18 protein-coding genes are annotated in these 20,284 nt (G+C 71.2%); 14 read left to right on the top strand and 4 right to left on the bottom strand.

Annotated elements, in window-relative coordinates:
* The first annotated feature begins 178 nt into the window (after positions 1–178).
* From ruvC to AB0F61_RS33405, 8 genes are all read left to right on the top strand, one after another.
* Positions 179–706, top strand: coding sequence for a crossover junction endodeoxyribonuclease RuvC (gene ruvC, locus AB0F61_RS33440; RefSeq protein WP_357818181.1), 528 nt, complete (start codon positions 179–181; stop codon positions 704–706).
* A complete protein-coding gene (ruvA, locus tag AB0F61_RS33435) occupies positions 703–1,305 on the top strand; it encodes a Holliday junction branch migration protein RuvA (protein ID WP_357818178.1) in 603 nt (200 codons plus the stop codon). Before ruvC ends, ruvA begins: the two co-directional genes overlap by 4 nt.
* A gap of 85 nt (positions 1,306–1,390) precedes the next feature.
* Positions 1,391–2,458 carry a Holliday junction branch migration DNA helicase RuvB gene (gene ruvB / locus AB0F61_RS33430; RefSeq protein ID WP_357818175.1) on the top strand — a complete coding sequence of 356 codons (1,068 nt, stop codon included), beginning with the start codon at positions 1,391–1,393 and terminating at the stop codon, positions 2,456–2,458.
* Between the two features lie 141 nt (positions 2,459–2,599).
* Entirely contained in the window at positions 2,600–2,938 is a 339-nt protein-coding gene (gene yajC, locus AB0F61_RS33425; protein WP_357818172.1) for a preprotein translocase subunit YajC, read from the top strand.
* Positions 2,939–3,215: 277 nt separating this feature from the next.
* A complete protein-coding gene (gene secD / locus AB0F61_RS33420) occupies positions 3,216–5,138 on the top strand; it encodes a protein translocase subunit SecD (RefSeq protein ID WP_357818169.1) in 1,923 nt (640 codons plus the stop codon).
* A gap of 1 nt (position 5,139) precedes the next feature.
* The gene (gene secF / locus AB0F61_RS33415; protein ID WP_357818166.1) at positions 5,140–6,327 is read left to right on the top strand and encodes a protein translocase subunit SecF; all 1,188 of its coding nucleotides are present in this window, start codon (positions 5,140–5,142) and stop codon (positions 6,325–6,327) included.
* 92 nt (positions 6,328–6,419) lie between these two features.
* Complete coding sequence (locus AB0F61_RS33410; RefSeq protein WP_357818164.1) at positions 6,420–6,986, top strand: adenine phosphoribosyltransferase; 567 nt, start codon at positions 6,420–6,422, stop codon at positions 6,984–6,986.
* 200 nt (positions 6,987–7,186) lie between these two features.
* A complete protein-coding gene (locus AB0F61_RS33405; protein WP_357818161.1) occupies positions 7,187–9,709 on the top strand; it encodes a bifunctional (p)ppGpp synthetase/guanosine-3',5'-bis(diphosphate) 3'-pyrophosphohydrolase in 2,523 nt (840 codons plus the stop codon).
* A 66-nt stretch (positions 9,710–9,775) separates the two neighbouring features.
* Here the strand turns inward: AB0F61_RS33405 and AB0F61_RS33400 are convergent, their stop codons facing one another.
* Together AB0F61_RS33400 and AB0F61_RS33395 are read right to left on the bottom strand one after the other, a co-directional pair.
* The gene (locus AB0F61_RS33400) at positions 9,776–10,615 is read right to left on the bottom strand and encodes a peptidylprolyl isomerase (protein WP_357818158.1); all 840 of its coding nucleotides are present in this window, start codon (positions 10,613–10,615) and stop codon (positions 9,776–9,778) included.
* 61 nt (positions 10,616–10,676) lie between these two features.
* Positions 10,677–11,561, bottom strand: a complete 885-nt coding sequence (locus AB0F61_RS33395) for a peptidylprolyl isomerase (protein ID WP_357818155.1) — start codon at positions 11,559–11,561, stop codon at positions 10,677–10,679.
* Positions 11,562–11,830: 269 nt separating this feature from the next.
* Between AB0F61_RS33395 and AB0F61_RS33390 the strand changes: the two genes are divergently transcribed.
* From AB0F61_RS33390 to AB0F61_RS33380, 3 genes are all read left to right on the top strand, one after another.
* Positions 11,831–12,541, top strand: coding sequence for an MBL fold metallo-hydrolase (locus tag AB0F61_RS33390; protein WP_357818153.1), 711 nt, complete (start codon positions 11,831–11,833; stop codon positions 12,539–12,541).
* 72 nt (positions 12,542–12,613) lie between these two features.
* Positions 12,614–13,942, top strand: a complete 1,329-nt coding sequence (hisS, locus tag AB0F61_RS33385) for a histidine--tRNA ligase (protein WP_357818150.1) — start codon at positions 12,614–12,616, stop codon at positions 13,940–13,942.
* Positions 13,943–14,019: 77 nt separating this feature from the next.
* Positions 14,020–14,955 (top strand): acyl-ACP desaturase, encoded by a 936-nt coding sequence (locus AB0F61_RS33380; RefSeq protein ID WP_357818184.1) that lies wholly within the window; start codon positions 14,020–14,022, stop codon positions 14,953–14,955.
* A 124-nt stretch (positions 14,956–15,079) separates the two neighbouring features.
* Here the strand turns inward: AB0F61_RS33380 and AB0F61_RS33375 are convergent, their stop codons facing one another.
* Positions 15,080–15,586 carry a PaaI family thioesterase gene (locus tag AB0F61_RS33375; RefSeq protein WP_357818147.1) on the bottom strand — a complete coding sequence of 169 codons (507 nt, stop codon included), beginning with the start codon at positions 15,584–15,586 and terminating at the stop codon, positions 15,080–15,082.
* Between the two features lie 55 nt (positions 15,587–15,641).
* Between AB0F61_RS33375 and AB0F61_RS33370 the strand changes: the two genes are divergently transcribed.
* Positions 15,642–16,118: a helix-turn-helix domain-containing protein gene (locus AB0F61_RS33370; protein WP_357818143.1), complete on the top strand. Its 477-nt coding sequence runs from the start codon at positions 15,642–15,644 to the stop codon at positions 16,116–16,118.
* Between the two features lie 274 nt (positions 16,119–16,392).
* Positions 16,393–17,439, top strand: coding sequence for a S1 family peptidase (locus AB0F61_RS33365; protein ID WP_357818141.1), 1,047 nt, complete (start codon positions 16,393–16,395; stop codon positions 17,437–17,439).
* 63 nt (positions 17,440–17,502) lie between these two features.
* Here AB0F61_RS33365 and AB0F61_RS33360 read toward each other — a convergent pair whose 3' ends face one another.
* Positions 17,503–18,216, bottom strand: a complete 714-nt coding sequence (locus tag AB0F61_RS33360; protein ID WP_357818138.1) for a DUF998 domain-containing protein — start codon at positions 18,214–18,216, stop codon at positions 17,503–17,505.
* A 154-nt stretch (positions 18,217–18,370) separates the two neighbouring features.
* On the opposite strand from AB0F61_RS33360, the gene aspS reads away from it, so the two are divergent.
* The gene (gene aspS, locus AB0F61_RS33355) at positions 18,371–20,176 is read left to right on the top strand and encodes an aspartate--tRNA ligase (protein ID WP_357818135.1); all 1,806 of its coding nucleotides are present in this window, start codon (positions 18,371–18,373) and stop codon (positions 20,174–20,176) included.
* The last annotated feature ends 108 nt before the right edge of the window (positions 20,177–20,284 follow it).

Below are 20,284 nucleotides of genomic sequence, written 5' to 3'. Positions count from 1 at the left end.
GGGGGGGGGGGCGGGGGGGGGGGGGCGCGGGGCGGGGGGCGCGGGGCGCGGGGCGCGGGGCGCGGGGCGCGGGGCGCGGGGCGCGGGGTGTGGGAGGGCGTGTCCCGTGGGGCTGGTGGGAAGGGCGCCGGTTAGGGTGTCGAACACACGTACTGCTGACAGCTGGGGAGGGGGCGGCGTGCGGGTGCTGGGGGTCGACCCGGGGCTGACCCGGTGTGGAGTGGGTGTGGTCGAGGGTGTGCCTGGGCGTCCCTGCACTCTGATCGCCTACTACGTGGTCTACACCGACCCGGCCGACGACCTGTCGCTGCGCCTGCTGCACCTGGACCGGTCGCTGACCGAGCTGGTCGCCGAACACCAGCCGGAGAGCGTCGCCGTCGAGCGGGTGTTCAGCCAGCACAACGTGCGTACGGTGATGGGCACCGCGCAGGCCAGCGGCATCGCCGTGCTGGCCGGGGCGCGCGCCGGACTGCCGGTGCAGACGTACACCCCGAGCGAGGTGAAGGCGGCCGTGACCGGGTCCGGTCAGGCCGACAAGGCGCAGATGACCGCGATGGTCACCCGGCTGTTGCGCCTGGCCGAGCCGCCGAAGCCGGCCGACGCCGCCGACGCGCTCGCCCTGGCCATCTGTCACGTGTGGCGCGGCGGGACCCGTTCCAAGCTGGCCGCGGCGGCCGACCGGGCACGACGAGGAGGAGCACGATGATCGCCAGCGTGCGCGGCACGGTGACCGCGACGGGTCCGGATCAGGCCGTGATCGAGGTTGGGGGTGTCGGCCTCGCCGTGCACTGCGCCCCCGGGACTCTCGCGGAGCTGCGGGTCGGCCAGGTCGCCCGGCTGGCCACCAGCCTGATCGTGCGGGAGGATTCGCTTACCCTCTACGGCTTCGCCGACGACGACGCCAAGTCGCTGTTCGAGTTGCTCCAGACCGCCAGCGGGGTGGGCCCGCGACTGGCCCAGGCGGTGCTTGCGGTGCACAGCCCGGACGCGGTGCGCAAGGCGATCGCCAACGCCGACACGGCCGCGCTGACCCGGGTGCCCGGGATCGGCAAGAAGGGCGCCGAGCGCCTGGTGCTGGAGCTGCGCGACCGGATCGGCCCGGTGCCGATCGGCGCCGACGGGGTGACCGGGGTGACCCGCGGCAGTTGGCCTGACCAGGTTCGGCAGGCGCTGGTCGGGCTGGGTTGGACGGCGGGCCAGGCCGATCAGGCGGTGGCCGCGGTGGCGGAGACGATCGAGGGCGAGACGCCGCCGGTGCCGGTCCTGCTCAAGCAGGCCATCCGCCTGCTGGGTCGGACCCGATGAACGTCCGGCGGCGAGGAGGCGGCACGGTGAGCGCGAGGACTGAGCAGGGGTCGCGCGCCCCGCGGTCGCGATCGAAGAGGGCACGGTGAGCGAGACCGAAGGGCTCGTCTCGGCGTACGTCAGTGACGCGGACCGGGACGCGGAGGCCACGGTCCGGCCGCGGCGGTTGGCCGAGTTCATCGCCCAGGACCGGGTGCGTGACCAGCTCGACCTGTTGTTGCAGGGCGCGATGCGGCGGGGGTCGCCGCCGGATCACATCCTGCTCTCCGGCCCGCCCGGCCTGGGCAAGACGAGTCTGGCGAACATCGTCGCCGCCGAGTTGGGCGCGGGTATCCGGGTGACGAGCGGCCCGGCGATCGAACGCTCCGGGGACCTGGCGGCGATCCTGACCAGTCTCGCCGAGGGCGATGTGCTGTTCATCGACGAGATCCACCGCATCGCGCGTCCGGCCGAGGAGTTGCTCTACAGCGCGATGGAGGACTTCCGGGTCGACGTGGTGGTCGGCAAGGGGCCGGGGGCGACGGCGATCCCGTTGGATGTCGAGCCGTTCACCCTGGTCGGCGCGACGACCCGGTCGGGTCTGTTGACCGGGCCGATGCGGGACCGGTTCGGGTTCGTCGCTCACCTCGACTTCTACGCCCCGGCGGATCTGGAGACGCTGCTGCACCGTTCGGCGCGGATCCTCGGCGTGCCGATCACCGCGGAGGGCGCGACCGAGATCGCCGGCCGGTCCCGGGGCACGCCCCGGATCGCCAACCGGCTGTTGCGCCGGGTCCGCGACTACGCCGAGGTGCGGGCCGACGGGGTGGTCGATGTCGACACCGCCCGGGCCGCCTTGATCGTGTACGACGTGGACGCGCTCGGGTTGGACCGGTTGGACCGTGCGGTGCTCACCGCGTTGGTCGACTCGTTCCGGGGTGGCCCGGTGGGTCTGTCCACCCTTGCCGTGGCGGTGGGGGAGCAGCCGGACACGGTCGAGGAGGTCTGCGAGCCGTTCCTGGTCCGCGCTGGTCTGTTGGCCCGTACGCCGCGGGGGCGGGTCGCCACGGAGGCCGCCTGGCGGCATCTGGGGCGCACTCCGCCGAATGGTACCTTTGGTATGGATAGTCCGCCTGTGCCCGATCTGTTCTCCTTGGATACCGATCAGCCGTGATGTGAACGTGATCTGTGCCGCATTCGGTGTTCTCAGGTGCAGGGTTTAGACTTCGCCGCGGTCTGTACAGGACGTGAGATTCCGCCTCCGCTCCGGCGCCCCAGGTGCCGGGCCGGTGGCCAGTGGGAAGGTTCGGTAACCGTGAATTACGCAGCACCGGGCGGTGGGGCCGGCGGTATCACGCCGATCCTGATGATCGTCCTGCTCTTCGGCGTCATGTATTTCATGATGATCCGGCCCCAGCAGAAGCGCCGCCGCGAGGCAGAGGCGATGCAGTCCGGGCTCGGCCCGGGCGACGAGATCGTCACCATTGGCGGGCTCTACGGCACGGTCACCGGCATCGAGGACGACACCGTCCTGATCGAGGTCGCCCCGGGCGTGCAGACCCGCTACGCCCGGCCCGCCATCGCCCGGGTGGTCACCCGCGCGGAGCTGCCGAGCGAGCCGGTCAGCGAGGACGCGGACACCGTCAAGGATTGACCCTGCTCCCGGGGGACGGCGAGTCCGGCGTACGGCCGGTCGACCCGGCTTCCGGCCACCGCGCCCGACGGGGCAGCGGACGAGACGTGAAAATTGGATAGTTGGGTCGACGCCGGGCGTCGGCACGTTCCCGTGACCATCGGCGTTCCGCGCCGACGGGTCCGGGCCACGTGTCGGCATCTCGTCGGCTCAGGTCAGACCCGTCAGCCGGGACCCCCGGCCCGACACCGCCGCCGCTGCGCGCAGCGGCGCGACCGTACAGGGAGACAGGACAGCCGTGGCACCACCTCAGGGACAGATGCGCCCCGGGCGGCAGCTCGCCGTGCTCGGGTTCATCTTCGTGGTCCTCTATCTTCTGGTGTTCTTCTCCGGCGCCAAGGGCAGCTTCCAGGACCGGCTTGAGCCTCGGCTCGGCCTGGACCTGATCGGCGGCACCCGGGTGACGCTGGAGGCGACCAACAGCGTCGACGGCAAGCCTCCGACGGCGGAAAACCTCGAGGAGGCCCGCCAGATCATCGAGAGCCGGGTCAACGCGTTCGGCGTGGCCGAGGCCGAGGTGGTCACCGAGGGCAACCGGAACATCGTCATCTCCCTGCCCGGTGAAAACCGGGACCTCACCGACGTGGGCAGCGCCGCCGAGCTGCGCTTCCGCAAGGTGCTCAAGGGCGCCGACGGCAGCGGGACGGCTACCGCGCCGCCCGCCGCCGCGCCGACCCCGTCCGGCAGCGCCGTCCCCACCCCGTCCGGCAGCGCGACGCCGTCCGGCGGCGCGACCCCGTCGGGCAGCAGCGCGCCGAAGGTGACCTCGTCGCCCAGCGGCGGTCAGGGTGGGATGGCCCCGGCGCCGAGCGCCACGCCCACTCCCTCCGCGTCCGCCTCGGCCTCGGCGAGTGCCGCCGCGCCCAGCGCCAGTGCCAGTGCCGAGCCGGTGCCGGCCAGCATCGAGGAGCAGCGCAAGGCCGTCGAGCAGAAGGTCGGTGCCGCCGCGTGGCAGGCCGCCAATGGGTTGCAGGCCCCGGCCGACCTGACCGCCGACCCGTCGCTTGCCGACAAGCTCAAGCCGTTCAGCACGCTGTCGCCGCGCGAGGTCGCCGTGCTGTCGGCGCAGATGCAGTTCAACGTGCCGACGATCGGTTGCGCGCAGCTCGACAAGCGCCCGCCCGCGTCGATCTCCGACCCGAAGCAGCAGGTGGTCTCCTGCGAGGACGGCGCCTCGAAGTACCTGCTCGACCAGGCCAAGGTGCTGGGCACCGACGTGGACGACGCCGACGCGGTGCTCGACCAGACCAACGCCTGGGTGGTCAGCCTCGACTTCAGCGGCGACGGCCAGGGCAAGTGGACCGCCCTGACCCGCGAGGCGTTCAACAACGAGGGCCAGGCCTGCGACGCGACCGCCCTCGGTCAGGACGGCAAGTGCCGGGTCGCCGTCGTGCTGGACAACCTGATCGTCTCCTCCCCGGAGATCCAGGGTGTGCTCACCGGCAACTCCCAGATCACCGGCAACTTCAACCAGAAGGACGCCAGCGCGCTCGCCAGCCAGCTCCGCTACGGCGCGCTGCCGGTGACCTTCGAGCAGCAGGAGCAGCAGAACGTCACGGCGACGCTGGGTGCCAGCCACCTGCGCGCCGGCCTGCTCGCGGCCGGCATCGGCATGCTGCTGGTCATCATCTACGCGTTCTTCTACTACCGGCTGCTGGGCTCGGTCATCTTCCTGAGCCTGATCCTCTCCGCGTTGCTGGTCTTCGGCGCGCTGATCGTGCTCGGCCGGCAGATCGGCTTCACGCTCACCCTCGCCGGCATCGCCGGCATGATCGTCTCACTCGGTGTGGCGGCGGACTCGTTCGTCATCTACTTCGAACGTCTGAAGGACGAGATCCGGGAGGGACGCAGCCCACGAAGCGCGGTGCCCCGTGCCTGGATGCGTGCCCGCCGGACGATCATCTCGGCCAACGCGATCACCCTGCTCTCCGCTGTGGTGCTCTACGTGGTCTCGGTCGGCACGGTCAAGGGCTTCGCCTTCGCCCTCGGTCTGGCCACCGTGCTGGACCTGGTGGTGGTCTTCCTCTTCCGGCACCCGATCATGACGATGTTCGCCCGGACCCGGGCGTTCCTGTCCCCGCGGGTCAGCGGTCTGGGCCGGGCACTGCCGGCCCGCAACCAGCAGACTCAGCCCCGCAACCCGCGCGCCAAGGAGGCCTGAGATGGCTCAAAACGGTCTGGCGAGCCGCCTCTACAACGGCGAGGCCGGTCTCAACGTCGTCGGCCGGCGCAAGCTCTGGTTCAGCGTCGCCGGCGTCCTGCTCCTGATCGCTCTGCTCAGTGTCGGGCTGCGCGGCTTCAGCCTCGGCATCGAGTTCGCCGGCGGCAACTCGTTCCAGGTGCCGGCCAGCGTCGGCACCCTGGACGACGCCGAGCGCGAGGTCAACGCGGCTCTCAAAGCCGAGAACACCGGCATCGAGGTGGCCACCGCGCAGAAGGTCGGTGGCACCGGTGGCGACTCCTACGAGCTGCGTACCCCGCAGCTCAGCGCGGACCAGACCACCGCGGTCAAGGCCCAGATCGCCGAGGACCTCGGCATCAACGCCGATCAGATCAGCGGCAACCAGGTAAGCGAGGCGTGGGGCAGCCAGGTCACCTCGCGGGCCGTGCTCGGTCTGGTCATCTTCATCGCGCTGGTGATGGTCTACCTGATCCTGCGCTTCGAGTGGCGGATGGCCGTCGCGGCGGTCGCGTCGCTGGTCACGAACCTGATCCTCACCGCCGGCATCTACTCGCTCGTCGGCTTCGAGGTCACCCCGTCGACGATCATCGGCTTCCTCACGATCCTGGGCTTCGCGCTCTACGACGTGGTGGTGGTCTTCGACAAGGTCCAGGAGAACACCCGCGGCATCACCGCCAACAACAACCAGACGTACGGCGAGGCGGCCAACCTGGCCGTCAACCAGAGCCTGATGCGGTCGTTGAACACCTCGGTGGTCGCCCTGCTGCCGGTCGGCGGTCTGCTCTTCATCGGTGCCGGCCTGCTCGGCGCCGGCACGTTGAAGGACCTCGGCCTGGTGCTGTTCGTCGGTATGGCGGTGGCGTTCCTGACCTCCATCCTGGTGGCCACGCCGCTGCTGGCCCTGCTGAAGAACTACGACCCGCGGATCCAGGCGCACAACAAGCGCGTCCTGGCCCGGCGGGGTGCGCTGGCCCGGGGCGAGGTCACCGGCAAGGGTGCGGTGAGCCCGGCTGAGGCGACCGAGGAGTCGCTCGACCCGGACGCCGCCGCGCTGGCTGGCGCCGCGCCCAAGGTGGGCGCTCGTCCGGCGGGTAAGCGGCCGACCGGTGCCCGGGGTGGTCGCCCCGGTGCTGGCGGCAACCGGCCGGGTGGCGCCAAGCGGCGCTGACCCGCCACGAAACAACCGAACGGCGTCCGGCATGCTGTGCGAGCGAGCAGCACTGCCGGACGCCGTTGTCGTCGAAGGAGAGCGAAACAGCCGTGACGGAGACCCACAGCACCGCGGCGCGCGGGGACAGCGGCCCGGAGGCCGCCCGACTGGTCGCCAGCCGGGTGCTGGACGTGCGCGACTTCCCCAAGCCCGGCGTCATGTTCAAGGACCTGATGCCGCTGTTCGCCGACGGTGCGGCGTTCCGTGAGGTGATCGACGGGATCGTCGCGTACCACGGTCGGGACGCCTTCGACGTGGTGGTCGGCATCGAGGCGCGGGGGTTCGTCGTCGCCGCGGCCGTCGCGTACGCGGCCGGGGTGGGCGTGGTGCCGGTCCGCAAGGCCGGCAAGTTGCCCCGCCCGGCGCACTCGGTCTCCTACGCGCTCGAATACGGCGAGGCGACCCTTGAGGTGCACGAGGACGCGTTCACCGCCGGGCACCGGGTGCTGGTGGTCGACGACGTGTTGGCGACCGGTGGCACCGCCGAGGCGACGCTGGACCTGGTCGAGCGGGCCGGCGGGACCGTCACCGGCTTCACCGTGCTGTTGGAGTTGGGCTTCCTGGGTGGGCGCAAGCGGCTGGAACCGCGTCCCGTCCATGCTCTGCTGACTGTTTGACCCGGTCGGTGCCGGACTGACCGTTTGGTGGTGGAGTCGTCGGGCGGGAGCCTGCGCCGACCGTCCGGCGGAGCGGCAGCGGACCGTGCGTGCGGGTAGCATTGCCCATTGCTGACGCCGGCGGCACGTCCTCCGGTTTCGCGAGACCAGGCCGGCCGAGTGTTCGGCAGGTGTTTTCCCGGCGAGCGGTGAGGAGGCCGGTGTCCCACGATGTCGTCCCTCCGGCGGAGGGCACGGTGCACCCGACAGGCGACGCTGACGGCACGGTGACCGACCGGGCAGGCGACGCGCCAGCCCGGGTGACGGGCGCCGGCAGCGGCTCCGGCCGGGCTGCGGGCGAGACCGCGGCACGTCCGACAAGCGGCCCACCGAGCGTCCAGGCGTCCCCGGGTGCCGACGGGGTGGTGGTGCCGTTCCCGAGCGATGCCGGCGTCGACCAGTCGCCGAGCGGTGGCTTCGGGCTGTCCAACGCGCCCACCGGGCGCCGGGTGCGCGCCCGGCTGGCCCGCTTCAACGCGCCCTGGCAGACCTCGCAGGTCAGTGAGGTGCTGGAGCCGCTCATCGCCAGCCACCGGGACAACCACCCCAAGGCGGATGCCCGGCTGCTCCAGCGCGCCTTCGACACGGCCGCGCGGTGGCACTCCGGGCAGTACCGCAAGTCCGGTGACCCGTACATCACCCACCCGCTCGCGGTGGCGACCATCCTCGGCAACCTGGGGATGGACACCACCACGCTCGTCGCCGCGCTGCTGCACGACACCATCGAGGACACCGAATACACCCTCGACGCGATGCGCGCCGACTTCGGCGGCGAGGTCGCCCTGCTTGTCGACGGCGTCACCAAGCTCGACAAGGTCAAGTTGGGTGACGCGGCCAAGGCCGAGACGATCCGCAAGATGGTCGTGGCGATGGCCAAGGACCCGCGGGTGCTGGTGATCAAGCTGGCCGACCGGTTGCACAACATGCGCACCCTGACCTTCCTGCCCCGCCCCAAGCAGGAGCAGAAGGCCAAGGAGACGCTGGAGATCCTCGCGCCGCTGGCGCACCGGCTCGGTATGAACACGATCAAGTGGGAGCTGGAGGACCTGTCCTTCGGCACGTTGTTCCCCAAGCGCTACGAGGAGATCAACAGGCTGATCGGGGAGCACCAGCCGCAGCGCGAGGCGCTGCTACGGCAGGTGACACAGAAGGTGCAGACCGACCTGAAGGCCGCCAAGATCAAGGCGGAGACCACCGGGCGGCCGAAGCACCTCTACTCGATCTACCAGAAGATGATCGTGCGCGGTCGCGACTTCAACGACATCTACGACCTGGTGGGCGTACGGATCCTCGTCGACACGGTTCGGGACTGCTACGCGGCGCTTGGTGTGATCCACGCCAACTGGCAGCCGGTGCCGGGCCGGTTCAAGGACTACATCGCGATGCCCAAGTTCAACATGTACCAGTCGTTGCACACGACTGTCATCGGGCCCACCGGCAAGCCTGTCGAGATGCAGATCCGCACGTACGCGATGCACCGCACCGCTGAGTTCGGCATCGCCGCGCACTGGAAGTACAAGGAGCACAAGGGCACCCAGATCGTCGGCCCGCCCGCGCACATCGACGAGATGACCTGGCTGCGGCAGTTGCTCGACTGGCAGCGGGAGGCGGCCGACCCGAGCGAGTTCCTGGACGCGCTGCGCTTCGACCTGTCCAGCCAGGAGGTGTACGTCTTCACCCCGAAGGGCGACGTCATCCCGCTGCCGACCGGGTCGACGCCGGTGGACTTCGCGTACGCGGTGCACACCGAGGTGGGGCACAAGTGCATCGGGGCGCGGGTCAACGGCAAGCTGGTGCCGTTGGAGTCGACGCTGTCCAACGGCGACGTGATCGAGATCTTCACCTCGAAGTCCGAGACCGCCGGCCCGACGCAGGACTGGCTGGGCTTCGTCAAGAGCCCGCGGGCGCGCACCAAGATCCGCCAGTACTTCAACAAGGAACGCCGCGAGGAGGCGATCGAGGCCGGCAAGGACGCGATCGTCAAGGCGATGCGCAAGCAGGGCATGCCGTTGCAGCGGATGCTCACCTCCGACGCGCTCATGTCGATCGCACGGGACCTGCACCTGGCCGACGTGGCGTCGCTGTACGCGGCGGTCGGTGACAGCCAGGTCTCCGCCCAGTCGGTGGTGCAGAAGCTGATGGCCGCGTACGGCGGCGAGGAGGGCGCGGCGGAGGACATCGCCGAGACCGCCGTCGCCACCCGGCCACCGCGCAGCCGGCAGAGCAGCAACGACCCCGGTGTCGTGGTCCGCGGCGTCAGCGACGTCTGGATCAAGCTGGCTCGCTGCTGCACCCCGGTCCCACCGGACTCGGTGTTCGGCTTCGTCACCCGCTCCGGCGGGGTCAGCGTGCACCGTGACGACTGCGCCAACGCCGAGGACCTGCGGGCCCAGAGCGAACGGGTGGTCGAGGTGAGTTGGAAGCTCACCTCCGCCTCGACGTTCCTGGTCGCCATCCAGGTCGAGGCACTGGACCGGCACAAGCTGCTGGCCGACGTCACCCGGGTGCTCTCCGACGAGCGGGTCAACATCCTCTCCGCCACCGTCACCACCACCCGCGACCGGGTGGCGGTGAGCCGGTTCAGCTTCGAGATGGCCGACCCGAAGCACCTGGGCCACCTGCTGGCCACGGTCCGCAAGGTCGACGGCGTCTTCGACGCGTACCGGGTGACCTCCGGCGCCTGACGCGTACCCCGGACACGACAGCGCCCGCCGGCTCAGCCGGCGGGCGCTTGGTCGTCTGCGCGGGTGTCAGCCCTGCGGGTTGCTCATCGCGAGGTCCTTGATGATGACCTCCTTCTTGGGGTGGCCGCCGCCGGCCTGCTGGGCGAACGCCCCGTCGTCGCCGGCCTTCGCCACGTCCTTGACGAGGTCCAGGCCGCCGGTGATGGTGCCCAGCACCGTGTACGCCGGGTCCAGCGGCGAGTCGCCGTAGACGATGAAGAACTGGCTGCCGGTGCTGCCCGGCTGGCCGGAGTTGGCCATCGCGATGACACCCTCCGGGTACGGCGGGCGCTTGTCGGTGGGCAGGTTCTCCTCCGCCTGGCGGTAGCTCGGGCCGCCCTGGCCGTCGGTGTCCCGCCAGCCGTTGCCGGTGGCGCTGGGGTCGCCGCACTGCAACACCTTGATGCCCTCGGTCACCAGGCGGTGGCACTTGGTGTTGTCGAAGAAGTTCTTCTCCGCGAGGTAGGTGAAGCTGCCGGCCGTGCACGGCACCTGCGACCGGTCGACCTTGGCCGTGATCGGGCCCAGGTTGGTGTCGATCGTCATGGTCTGCACGCCGGTGGCGGACTGCTGGTTGCTCGGCAGCCCGACGTCCTTGATCTGCGGCGGCCGCTGGTCCTTGGGCAGCGCGTTGAACGCGCACTCCGCCGCGCCGGCCGCCGGCGCGGCCGTGTCCTTCTTGTCGTCGTCGCCGCCGAGGCTCACCGCCAGCCAGACGGTGCCCGCGACCACGAGCACCAGCGCGGCAGCCGCGCTCACGATCGCCTGCGTCTGCCGGCGCTTGCGGGCCTTGGCCGCGCGCTCGGCCATCTCCTTCTCGAGCCGGGCGCGTGCCGCCGCGCGCTGCCGCTCTCTGGTGGACGTCACGCCTGGATCCTCCTGGCTGTCTGCTGCTGGGTGCCGCTTGGGTGTGGGTGGTGGCGGCCGGTCAGCCGGCGCTGGGGCTGCTGGACGGCGCGCCGGAGGTCGACGGCGCCGGTGCCGCCGCGGTGACCGGCTCACCGACGGTGAGGCTCTGGATCGTCACGTCGGTGCTGGGCTTGACCTTGGCCCCGGTCCCATTGTCCACGGTCGGGAGGGCACCGATCTTCTCGACCACGTCCAGCCCGCCGGTCACCCGGCCGATCACCGGATATTTCGGTTCGGCGGTGGTGAAGTCCTTGAAGAAGATCAGGAACTGGCTGCCGTTGCTGCCCGGCGGGTTGGCGATCATCGCCACGGTGCCCTTCGGGTACGTCGGTGGCTGGCCGGGAGCCGGGCTGGCCGACGGTGACGCCGACGGCACGGTCGGCAGCTCCTCGTCGTAGAACGAGTAGGTGGGCCCGCCCATGCCGGTGCCGCTCGGGTCGCCGCAGCGCAGCGCGCCGTCGGCGGTGATCTCGTGGCACTTGGTGTTGTCGTAGAACGACCGGCTCGCCAGGTGCGCGATGCTCGCCGCCGCACACGGGGAGTTGGTCAGGCTGAGCTCCGCGGTGATCGGCCCGCCCTGGTTGGTGGTCACCGTCATCGCCCGGGTGCCCTCGGTGGGCAGGCCCTTGCTCTCCGGCGTGCCGACGTCCTTGAGGTTGGTGTTGGCCGTCGCGTCCTGCGGCGTCCAGAGGCAGGTGTCCTCGTTTGCCGTGTTCTGCTTCGAGTCGGAGTCGAACGCCCCGAGTGCCCAGGCGGAGCCGGCCACGACCAACACCAGGATCAGGGCGGCGCCGACTCCGGCCTGGATCTGCCGACGTCGCCGTGTGGCGGCGGCCCGGCGAGCCAACTGCCGGTCGAGCTTGGCCCGCGCCAGTTTGCGCTGCCGGTCCCTGCTGGAAGCCACAGGTGCTCCCCTTTCCTCTACCTGGTCGTCGCCGGCGGCCGGGCGTCCCGGCCCGTCCGGGCGTCACGTGTGCCGCGCCACACGCCCGCCAGAGTGTACGGCTAGTGACTGGGAAAGTGGTGTACGAGGTCCACCCCGTTCCGAGCAGCGCTTATCGGGCGATGTCACTGTGCCCTGCGGGGCGTGCGGGACGGACGCGGCAAACTCGTTCGGTACGCCCGTTAGGCTGCTGGGCAGGACGACAGCCGTTCGACGAAAGGACAGCGCCAGTGCTCGTGGCCGGCTTTCCCGCGGACGCCTTCGGCACCAACTGCTACGTGGTTGCCACCGCGCCGGGGGAGCAGTGCGTGGTGGTCGACCCCGGTATCGGGGTGCTCGACCAGCTCGACGCCCTGCTCGCCGAGCACCGCCTGCATCCGGCCGCCGTGCTGCTCACCCACGGCCACCTCGACCACACCTTCTCGGTCGCGCCGGTGTGCGGTGCGCGGGGCATCACCGCGTACGTGCACCCCGGTGACCGGGAGATGCTGGCCGACCCGACCAAGGGCCTCTCCGCCGACCTGGCGTCGCTGTTCGGCGGCCGGCTGAGCTACACCGAGCCGGACGACGTGGCCGAGCTGACCGACGGCGCCACCCTCACCCTCGCCGGCCTGGAGATCGCCGTCGACCACGCCCCGGGCCATACCGGCGGGTCGGTGCTGTTCCGGCTGCCCGGCGCGGGCTCGGGCTGGGAGGCGGACGAGATCTGCCTGTCCGGTGACGTCCTCTTCGCCGGGTCGATCGGCCGTACCGACCTGCCGGGCGGGAGCATGCCGGCCATGCTCACCAGCCTGCGCGACAAGGTTCTTCCGCTGGCCGACGACACAGTGGTGCTGCCCGGCCACGGCCCCAGCACCACCATCGGCCGCGAGCGCGCCACCAACCCGTACCTCATCGAGGTGGCCGGCACGTCGCCGGCCGCTCCCACCCGGGGCCTCTAGATCTTCGTCCGCGCGGCGCGCGGACCCACGACACCACCGCGCCGTGGGCGCGGCACCGCAAGGAGTACGCCGATGAGCAAGCCCACGCCCATCTCCGGCTTCCCGGAGTGGACCCCCGGTCAGCGGATGATCGAGCAGTTCGTGCTCGACAGGATCCGGGCCACGTTCGAGCTGTACGGCTTCGCGCCGCTGGAGACCCGCGCGGTGGAGCCGCTGGACCAGTTGCTGCGCAAGGGCGAGACCTCGAAGGAGGTCTACGTGATCCGTCGGCTGCACGCCGACGCCGAGGGCGGGGGCGGCGACGACCAGCTCGGCCTGCACTTCGATCTGACCGTGCCGTTCGCCCGCTACGTGCTGGAGAACGCCGGCAAGTTGACCTTCCCGTTCCGTCGCTACCAGATCCAGAAGGTGTGGCGGGGGGAGCGGCCGCAGGAGGGGCGCTACCGGGAGTTCGTCCAGGCCGACATCGACATCGTCGACCGGGACACCCTGGCTGACCACCACGAGGCGGAGATGCCGCTGGTCATCGGGGACGCGCTGCGTTCGCTGCCGATCCCGCCGGTGACGATCCAGGTCAACAACCGCAAGATCTCCGAGGGCTTCTACCGGGGCATCGGGCTGACCGACCCCGAGGCGGCGCTGCGGGCGATCGACAAGCTCGACAAGATCGGCCCGGTGAAGGTGACCGAGCTGCTGGCCCAGACCGCCGGGGCGAGCGAGGCGCAGGCCAAGGCGTGCCTGGCGCTGGCCGAGATCTCCGCGCCGGACGCCTCGTTCGCCGACGCCGTGCGGGCGCTCGGGGTGAGCGACCCGCTGCTGGACGAGGGCCTCGATGAGCTGGTCCGGGTGGTGCAGACCGCCGCCGAGCACTCGCCCGGCCTCTGCGTGGCGGATCTGCGTATCGCCCGCGGCCTGGATTACTACACCGGCACCGTCTACGAGACCCAGTTGCGCGGCTACGAGCGGTTCGGCTCGATCTGCTCCGGCGGCCGGTACGACAACCTGGCCAGCGCGGGAGCCACCTCGTACCCCGGGGTGGGTATCTCGATCGGAGTGACCCGGCTGCTCGGGTTGCTGTTCGGCGCGGGTGAGCTGTCGGTCTCCCGCTCGGTGCCCACCTGTGTGCTGGTGGCGTTGGCCGACGAGGAGCACCGCCCGGCCAGTGGCCGGATCGCGGCGGCGTTGCGGGCCCGCGGCATCGCCACCGAGGTCTCGCCGAGCGCGGCGAAGTTCGGCAAGCAGATCCGCTACGCCGAGCGGCGGGGCATCCCGTACGTCTGGTTCCCGGGTGCCGACGGGGCACCGGACGAGGTGAAGGACATTCGGTCCGGTGCGCAGGTCACGGCCGGCGCGCAGGAGTGGATGCCACCCCTGGAGGACCTCCGGCCGACGGTCGGCTGACTCCCACCACTGGCGCTCATGGCCGCGGGGACCTACGGTAGCGTAAGTTACGCCACCGTAGGGAGTTTCTCGTGACCATGAGCACCACACTGAGCCAGACCGCGCTCCTCGTCGAGTTGGAGCCGGTGGTTGCCCGCAACCTCGACCGCCACCTTTCGCTGGCCAAGGAGTGGTTCCCGCACGAGTACGTGCCGTGGAGTGAGGGGCGGACCTTCGACGGGCCGCTCGGCGGCGAGGCGTGGTCACCTACCGACTCCACCATTCCCGACGTGGCCCGCACCGCGCTGATCGTGAACCTGCTGACCGAGGACAACCTGCCCTCGTACCACCACGAGATCGCCACCCTGTTCGGCCGGGACGGCGCGTGGGGCACCTGGGTGCACCGGTGGACCGCGGAGGAGGGCCGGCACGGTGTGGCGATCCGCGACTACCTGACGGTCACCCGGGCGGTCGACCCGGTGGCGTTGGAGCGGGCCCGGATGACGCACATGTCCGAGGGGTACACGAACGCCCACGGCGACGAGGTGCTGCACTCGCTGGCGTACGTCTCGTTCCAGGAGCTGGCCACCCGCATCTCGCACCGCAACACCGGCAAGGCCACCGGCGACCCCGCCTGTGAGGCGCTGCTGGCCCGGGTGGCCGCCGACGAGAACCTGCACATGGTCTTCTACCGCAACCTGCTCGCCGCCGCTTTCGAGTTGGCCCCGAGTCAGGCCATGCGGGCCGTCGCCGACGTGGTGGCCGACTTCCAGATGCCGGGTGCCGGCATCGACGGTTTCGCCCGCAAGTCGGTGGCGATCGCCCTCGCCGGCATCTACGACCTGCGCCAGCACCGCGACGAGGTGCTCCAGCCGGTGCTGCGCCAATGGGACGTCTTCAACGTGACGGGTCTCGACGCCGACGGCGAAGCCGCCCGCGAGCAGCTCGCCGGCCAGTTGGACGACCTGGACCGCGCCGCGAGCCGTTTCGAGGAGAAGCGCGAAGCCCGAGCCGCCCGCCTGGCCCTCCGCTGACCCCCTGCTGTCCCTTTCCCTCCCCCTCCCACCCCCCTTGCCTGCGTTGATCATGAGGTTGACGGGTCGTTCGGTAGTCGATTCACCCGTCAACCTCATGATCAACCACCCACAGCGGGTGGGGTCAGGGCTGGGGGAACAGGAGGCAGGTGCTTGTGGCGTGGGCGATCAGGCGGGAGTTGGCGTCGGTGATGCGCGCCTCGGCCAGGGCCGTGCGGCGGCCACGTTGCAGCACCGTGCCCTCGCAGCGCAGCGTGCCGCTGTCGATGGTGACCGGGCGGAGGAACTTCACGTTGAGGTCGAGCGAGGTGTAGCCGACGCCGGCCGGCAGGGTGCTGTGCACGGCACAGCCCGCGGCGGTGTCCAGCAGTGTCGAGAGGACACCACCGTGGACGCTGCCGAGCGGGTTGTAGTGGAACTCCTGCGGGGTCAGCTCGACGACCACCCGGCCCTCGTCGGCCACCATCCGGGTCATGTCGATGAGGTGCATCACCGGTGGTGCGGCCAGCTCGCCGGCGGTCATCGCCCGGAGCATGTCCAGACCGCTGCGTCGACCGAGCTGAGCGGCGTTGACCGCCGGGTCCGCCCAGGTGAAGGTGCGGCTGCGCGCCGGTTCCTGCGTCTGCGTCATGGGCGCAGCCTGGCAGCAGCTTGCTGAGTCTGTCAACGAGACCTAGCCTGGGCGGATGCGACCCGCAGCACTTGACTGGTCGGTGGAGAACTGCACCATCGCCCGCGCGATGGAGATCCTCGGTGAACGGTGGACCCTTGTGGTGCTCCGCGAGGTGTTCACCGGCATCCGCCGCTTCGACGACATGCGGGTGCGCACCGGCATTCCGCGACAGGTGCTGACCAATCGGCTGACCGCCCTGGTGGAGCAGGGCGTGCTGCGCCGCGAGCCGTACCGGGAGCCGGGCAGCCGACCGCGCCACGAGTACCGGTTGACCGAGAAGGGCCTGGACCTCTGGCCGGTCCTGGTGGCCGTGCTCGGGTGGGGTGACCGGTACCTCGCCGGCCCCGAGGGCCCGCCGCTGACCGTCACTCACCGTGACTGCGATGCTCGGGTGCGCGTCGAGTTGCGCTGTGCCGACGGGCATGACGTGGGGCAGGTGCGCGACGTCGTGCCCGGCCCCGGCCCCGGTGCCCGTCGCCGTACCCCCTGACGGGCGGCGCCCGCGCCGAGGGTGCGGCGAGACATCGATGACAGTGCGCGCCGGGGGAGCGTCCGGTGTGACGGTGGTTGTGCGTCAGCGTGTCGGTGGTGTTGCGGAGATGTGGCCGGCGACGTTCGCCGAATCCGGGCCGAACCAAGCCTTGTCAATGATCTTAAGTATGTGAATACTTCAGTGCACTTGGCCGGTTTCCCCAGATCGGCCGGGTTGCCATCGGGTCAGCCGACCTCGGCGAGACCCGCTCCCCCGCCCAGGAGGTTGTTACATGCGACCCACGAGGTCCACATTCCGCGTTGCGGCCACTGTCGCCGTTTCCGGAAGCCTGGTCGTCGGCGCGCTCATCGGCGCACCCGCCCAGGCCGCACCCGCCGCCTCGCCCGACGCCGCGGCCGCGCTGTCCGCGCAACTCGGCGACCGCTCGGCCGGCTCGTACCTCGACGCCAGCGGCCGGTCCGTCGTCACGGTGACCGACGCGGCCGCCGCCAGCGCGGCGAACAAGGCCGGCGCCGTCGTCCGCTACGTCACCCGCGGTGCCGGCGAACTCAACCGGGCCACCGCCGACCTGGAGCGCTCCGCCAAGATCCCAGGCACCGCCTGGTGGAGCGACCCGGTCACCAACCAGGTCGTCGTCTCCGTCGACAGCACCGTCACCGGCGCCAAGCTGGAGCGGGTCAAGGCCGCTGCCGCGCGGGCCAACGGCGCGGTCCGCGTCGAGGCCGAGGCTGGCGTGCTGAGCACCCGGATCTCCGGCGGCCAGGCCATCTACGCCGGCGGGGGCGGGCGCTGCTCGCTCGGCTTCAACGTGCGCAGCGGCAGCACCTACTACTTCGTGACCGCAGGACACTGCACGAACATCTCGGCCAGCTGGTATTCGAACTCCGCGCAGACCGCCCTCATCGGCACCCGGACCGGCACCAGCTTCCCGGGCAACGACTACGGCATCGTGCGGCACAGCAACTCGGCGAACGCCGCCGGCAACGTCTCCCTCTACAACGGCAGCTTCCGGGACATCACCGGCTCCGGTAACGCCTCCGTCGGCCAGTCGGTGCAGCGCTCCGGCAGCACCACCGGCCTGCACAGCGGCACGGTGAGCGCGACGAACGCCACTGTGAACTACGCCGAGGGCTCGGTCTCCGGCCTGATCCGCACCAACGTCTGCGCCGAGCCGGGCGACAGCGGCGGCTCGCTGTTCGCCGGCGGCACCGCCCTGGGCATGACCTCCGGCGGCAGTGGCAACTGCCGCACCGGTGGCACTACCTACTTCCAGCCCGTCACCGAGGCCCTGAGCCGCTACGGCGTCAGCGTCTTCTGATCCACGCACCGATCGCGGGCCGCCGGAACCCTCCGGCGGCCCGCGTCGCGTGCGGGGCCCGTCTCACGCGAGCCGATCGGGCCCGTCCGCTCGTCGCAGGGGATCCGGGGGTACGACACCAGGCAGCGACGGACCGACGGATGTGGTGCCGCTGGTGGCCCAGGCGAGGTGCGCCCGGCGGGCCGAGAGGACAGCCAGCAACGGCCAGAGCGACACGGCCACCGCCGTCACCCGCTCGGCCAACCCCGTGCGGGACCCGCTTGTCACCTCGAACGCGCTCCACCCGAAGAGGGCGAGCAGCACGAGCGTGGCACTCAGTCCCACGGCCCGCCGGAACGCCCACGGCGGCTGCGCGGCGTCCGGGTGCGCGGCGTCCGGGCCGCGGGGCAGCCGCAGCGCCGAGCCGGCCGGCCACAACGCCAGGGCGAGGACGGCCACCGTCGCCGCGATGCCGTGGCTGAGCGAACCGCCCACCGGCGGACGGGGAAACGCGACAAGCGCGATGGTGGACACCCCACCGACCGCCAGCAGGAACCGGCTGGGCAGCCCGGCCGCGTGCAGGACGGCGGCGACCGCCAGATAGCAGCAGCCGAGCAGCACCAGCGCCACCACCATGATCCAGGCGTCGGTGGCGTCCTGCCCCGCCAACTCGCTGATGGTGTCCCGGATCGGGTCGTACCCGGCGGGTTGCCGCGCCTGCGCGACCGTCCAGCCGCTCACCAGCAGCAGGGGTGCGGCTGCCGCCGTGGCGACGGCCCAGTTCGGTACGGCGCGCATTTCGCCACGTTAACCGGCGCGACGGTCGGTCGAGTCGGGTTCGCCGCCGCGCCCCACCAGCGAATCGCACCGGCCTGCCGGGTGCCCGGAGGTGGGGCGGCCACCCCTGACAGAATGCCGGTGAGGACTGTTCCACGATGAGGAGTTGCCAGCCGTGATCCGTACCCACAATGCCGGAAGCCTGCGCGCCGCGGACGCCGGCTCGACGGTGACGCTCGCCGGGTGGGTGGCCCGCCGGCGCGACCACGGCGGGGTCATCTTCGTCGACCTGCGCGACGGCACAGGCGTTGTCCAGGTGGTCTTTCGCGAGGAGGATGCGCACGCGCTGCGCAACGAGTTCTGCGTGAAGGTCGTCGGCGAGGTGACCCGCCGGCCGGCCGGCAACGAGAACCCGGAGCTGCCCACCGGTGAGGTCGAGGTGACCGTCGCCGAGTTGGAGGTGCTCTCCGAGGCCGCGCCGTTGCCGCTGCCGGTGGACGACCAGATCGAGGCCGGCGACGACATCCGGCTCAAGTACCGCTACCTGGACCTGCGGCGCAGCGGGCCGGCGAACGCGCTGCGGCTGCGCTCGCGCGCCAGCCACCTCGCCCGGGGTGTGCTGCACGAGCGGGACTTCCTGGAGATCGAGACGCCGACGTTGACCCGGTCGACGCCCGAGGGCGCCCGCGACTTCCTGGTCCCGGTGCGGCTTCAGCCCGGCAGTTGGTACGCGCTGCCGCAGTCGCCGCAGCTTTTCAAGCAGCTGCTGATGGTCGGCGGCATGGAGCGGTACTACCAGATCGCCCGCTGCTACCGCGACGAGGACTTCCGCGCCGACCGGCAGCCCGAGTTCACCCAGCTCGACATCGAGATGTCCTTCGTCACCGAGGACGACGTGATCGACCTCGGCGAGGCGATCGTCTCGACACTCTGGAAGGACCTGGCCGGGCACGAGATCGCCGGGCCGATCCCGCGAATCACCTGGCACGACGCCATGGCCCGGTACGGCTCCGACAAGCCGGACCTGCGCTACGGCGTCGAGCTGACCGAGCTGACCGACTACCTGCGCGGTACCGCGTTCCGGGTCTTCGCCGGGGCGATCGACGCGGGCGGCTACGTCGGCGCGGTGGTGATGCCGGGTGGCGCGGCGCAGAGCCGCAAGGAGCTGGACGGCTGGCAGGACTGGGCCAAGGCGCGCGGCGCGCGTGGCCTGGCGTACGTGGTGTTGGACGCCGAGACTGGCGAGGCGCGCGGCCCGGTGGCGAAGAACCTCTCCGCCGAGCACCTGGGCGGGCTCGCCGACGCGGTCGGCGCCAAGCCGGGCGACGCGGTGTTCTTCGCCGCCAGCGCCACCACCCGGGAGGCGCAGGAGCTGCTCGGGGCCGCCCGCGTCGAGATCGCCAAGCGGTCCGGCCTGATCGACGAGAGCGCGTGGGCGTTCTGCTGGGTGGTCGACGCGCCCATGTTCGAGCGCACCGACGAGGGCGGCTGGACGGCCGTGCACCACCCGTTCACCTCGCCGAACGCCGAGTGGGTCGACCGGTTCGAGGAGGCTCCGGACCGGGCCCTGGCGTACGCGTACGACATCGTCTGCAACGGCAACGAGATCGGCGGCGGGTCGATCCGTATCCACCGGGGTGACGTGCAGAAGCGGGTCTTCGACCTGCTCGGCATCACTCCCGAGGAGGCGCAGGACAAGTTCGGCTTCCTGCTGGAGGCGTTCAAGTACGGCGCTCCGCCGCACGGCGGCATCGCCTTCGGCTGGGACCGGGTCTGCATGCTGCTCGCCGGCGCGGACTCGATCCGCGAGGTCATCGCGTTCCCGAAGACCCGGGGCGGCTTCGACCCGCTGACCAGCGCTCCCACCCCGATCACCGCCCAGCAGCGCACCGAGGCCGGCATCGACGCCAAGCCGAAGCCCCCCGCGACGGCCCACACCGGAACGGCCGGCCCGGCAGCCCCGGTAGCCGACCCGGTCTAACCCCACCCACCCACCAGGCCGTAGAAGATGATGAACACCAGCATGCTCGGCTTGGCGGTGCCGGCGAACAGGCTCGGCAGGACCAGCAGAGACGCCCCACGCAGGGCG

Source organism: Micromonospora sp. NPDC023888, from assembly GCF_040639415.1.
GTDB lineage: Bacteria > Actinomycetota > Actinomycetes > Mycobacteriales > Micromonosporaceae > Micromonospora.
The sequence above is the reverse complement of the archived record's forward strand: the minus strand, read 5'-3'. Positions and strand labels throughout refer to the sequence as shown.

Coding starts and splice junctions, on each gene's coding strand:
- ruvA (WP_357818178.1), top strand. CDS start 703: ATGATCGCCAGCGTGCGCGGCACGGTGACCGCGACGGGTCCGGATCAG.
- secF (WP_357818166.1), top strand. CDS start 5,140: ATGGCTCAAAACGGTCTGGCGAGCCGCCTCTACAACGGCGAGGCCGGT.
- hisS (WP_357818150.1), top strand. CDS start 12,614: ATGAGCAAGCCCACGCCCATCTCCGGCTTCCCGGAGTGGACCCCCGGT.
- AB0F61_RS33380 (WP_357818184.1), top strand. CDS start 14,020: ATGAGCACCACACTGAGCCAGACCGCGCTCCTCGTCGAGTTGGAGCCG.
- AB0F61_RS33375 (WP_357818147.1), bottom strand. CDS start 15,586: ATGACGCAGACGCAGGAACCGGCGCGCAGCCGCACCTTCACCTGGGCG.
- AB0F61_RS33370 (WP_357818143.1), top strand. CDS start 15,642: ATGCGACCCGCAGCACTTGACTGGTCGGTGGAGAACTGCACCATCGCC.
- AB0F61_RS33365 (WP_357818141.1), top strand. CDS start 16,393: ATGCGACCCACGAGGTCCACATTCCGCGTTGCGGCCACTGTCGCCGTT.
- AB0F61_RS33360 (WP_357818138.1), bottom strand. CDS start 18,216: ATGCGCGCCGTACCGAACTGGGCCGTCGCCACGGCGGCAGCCGCACCC.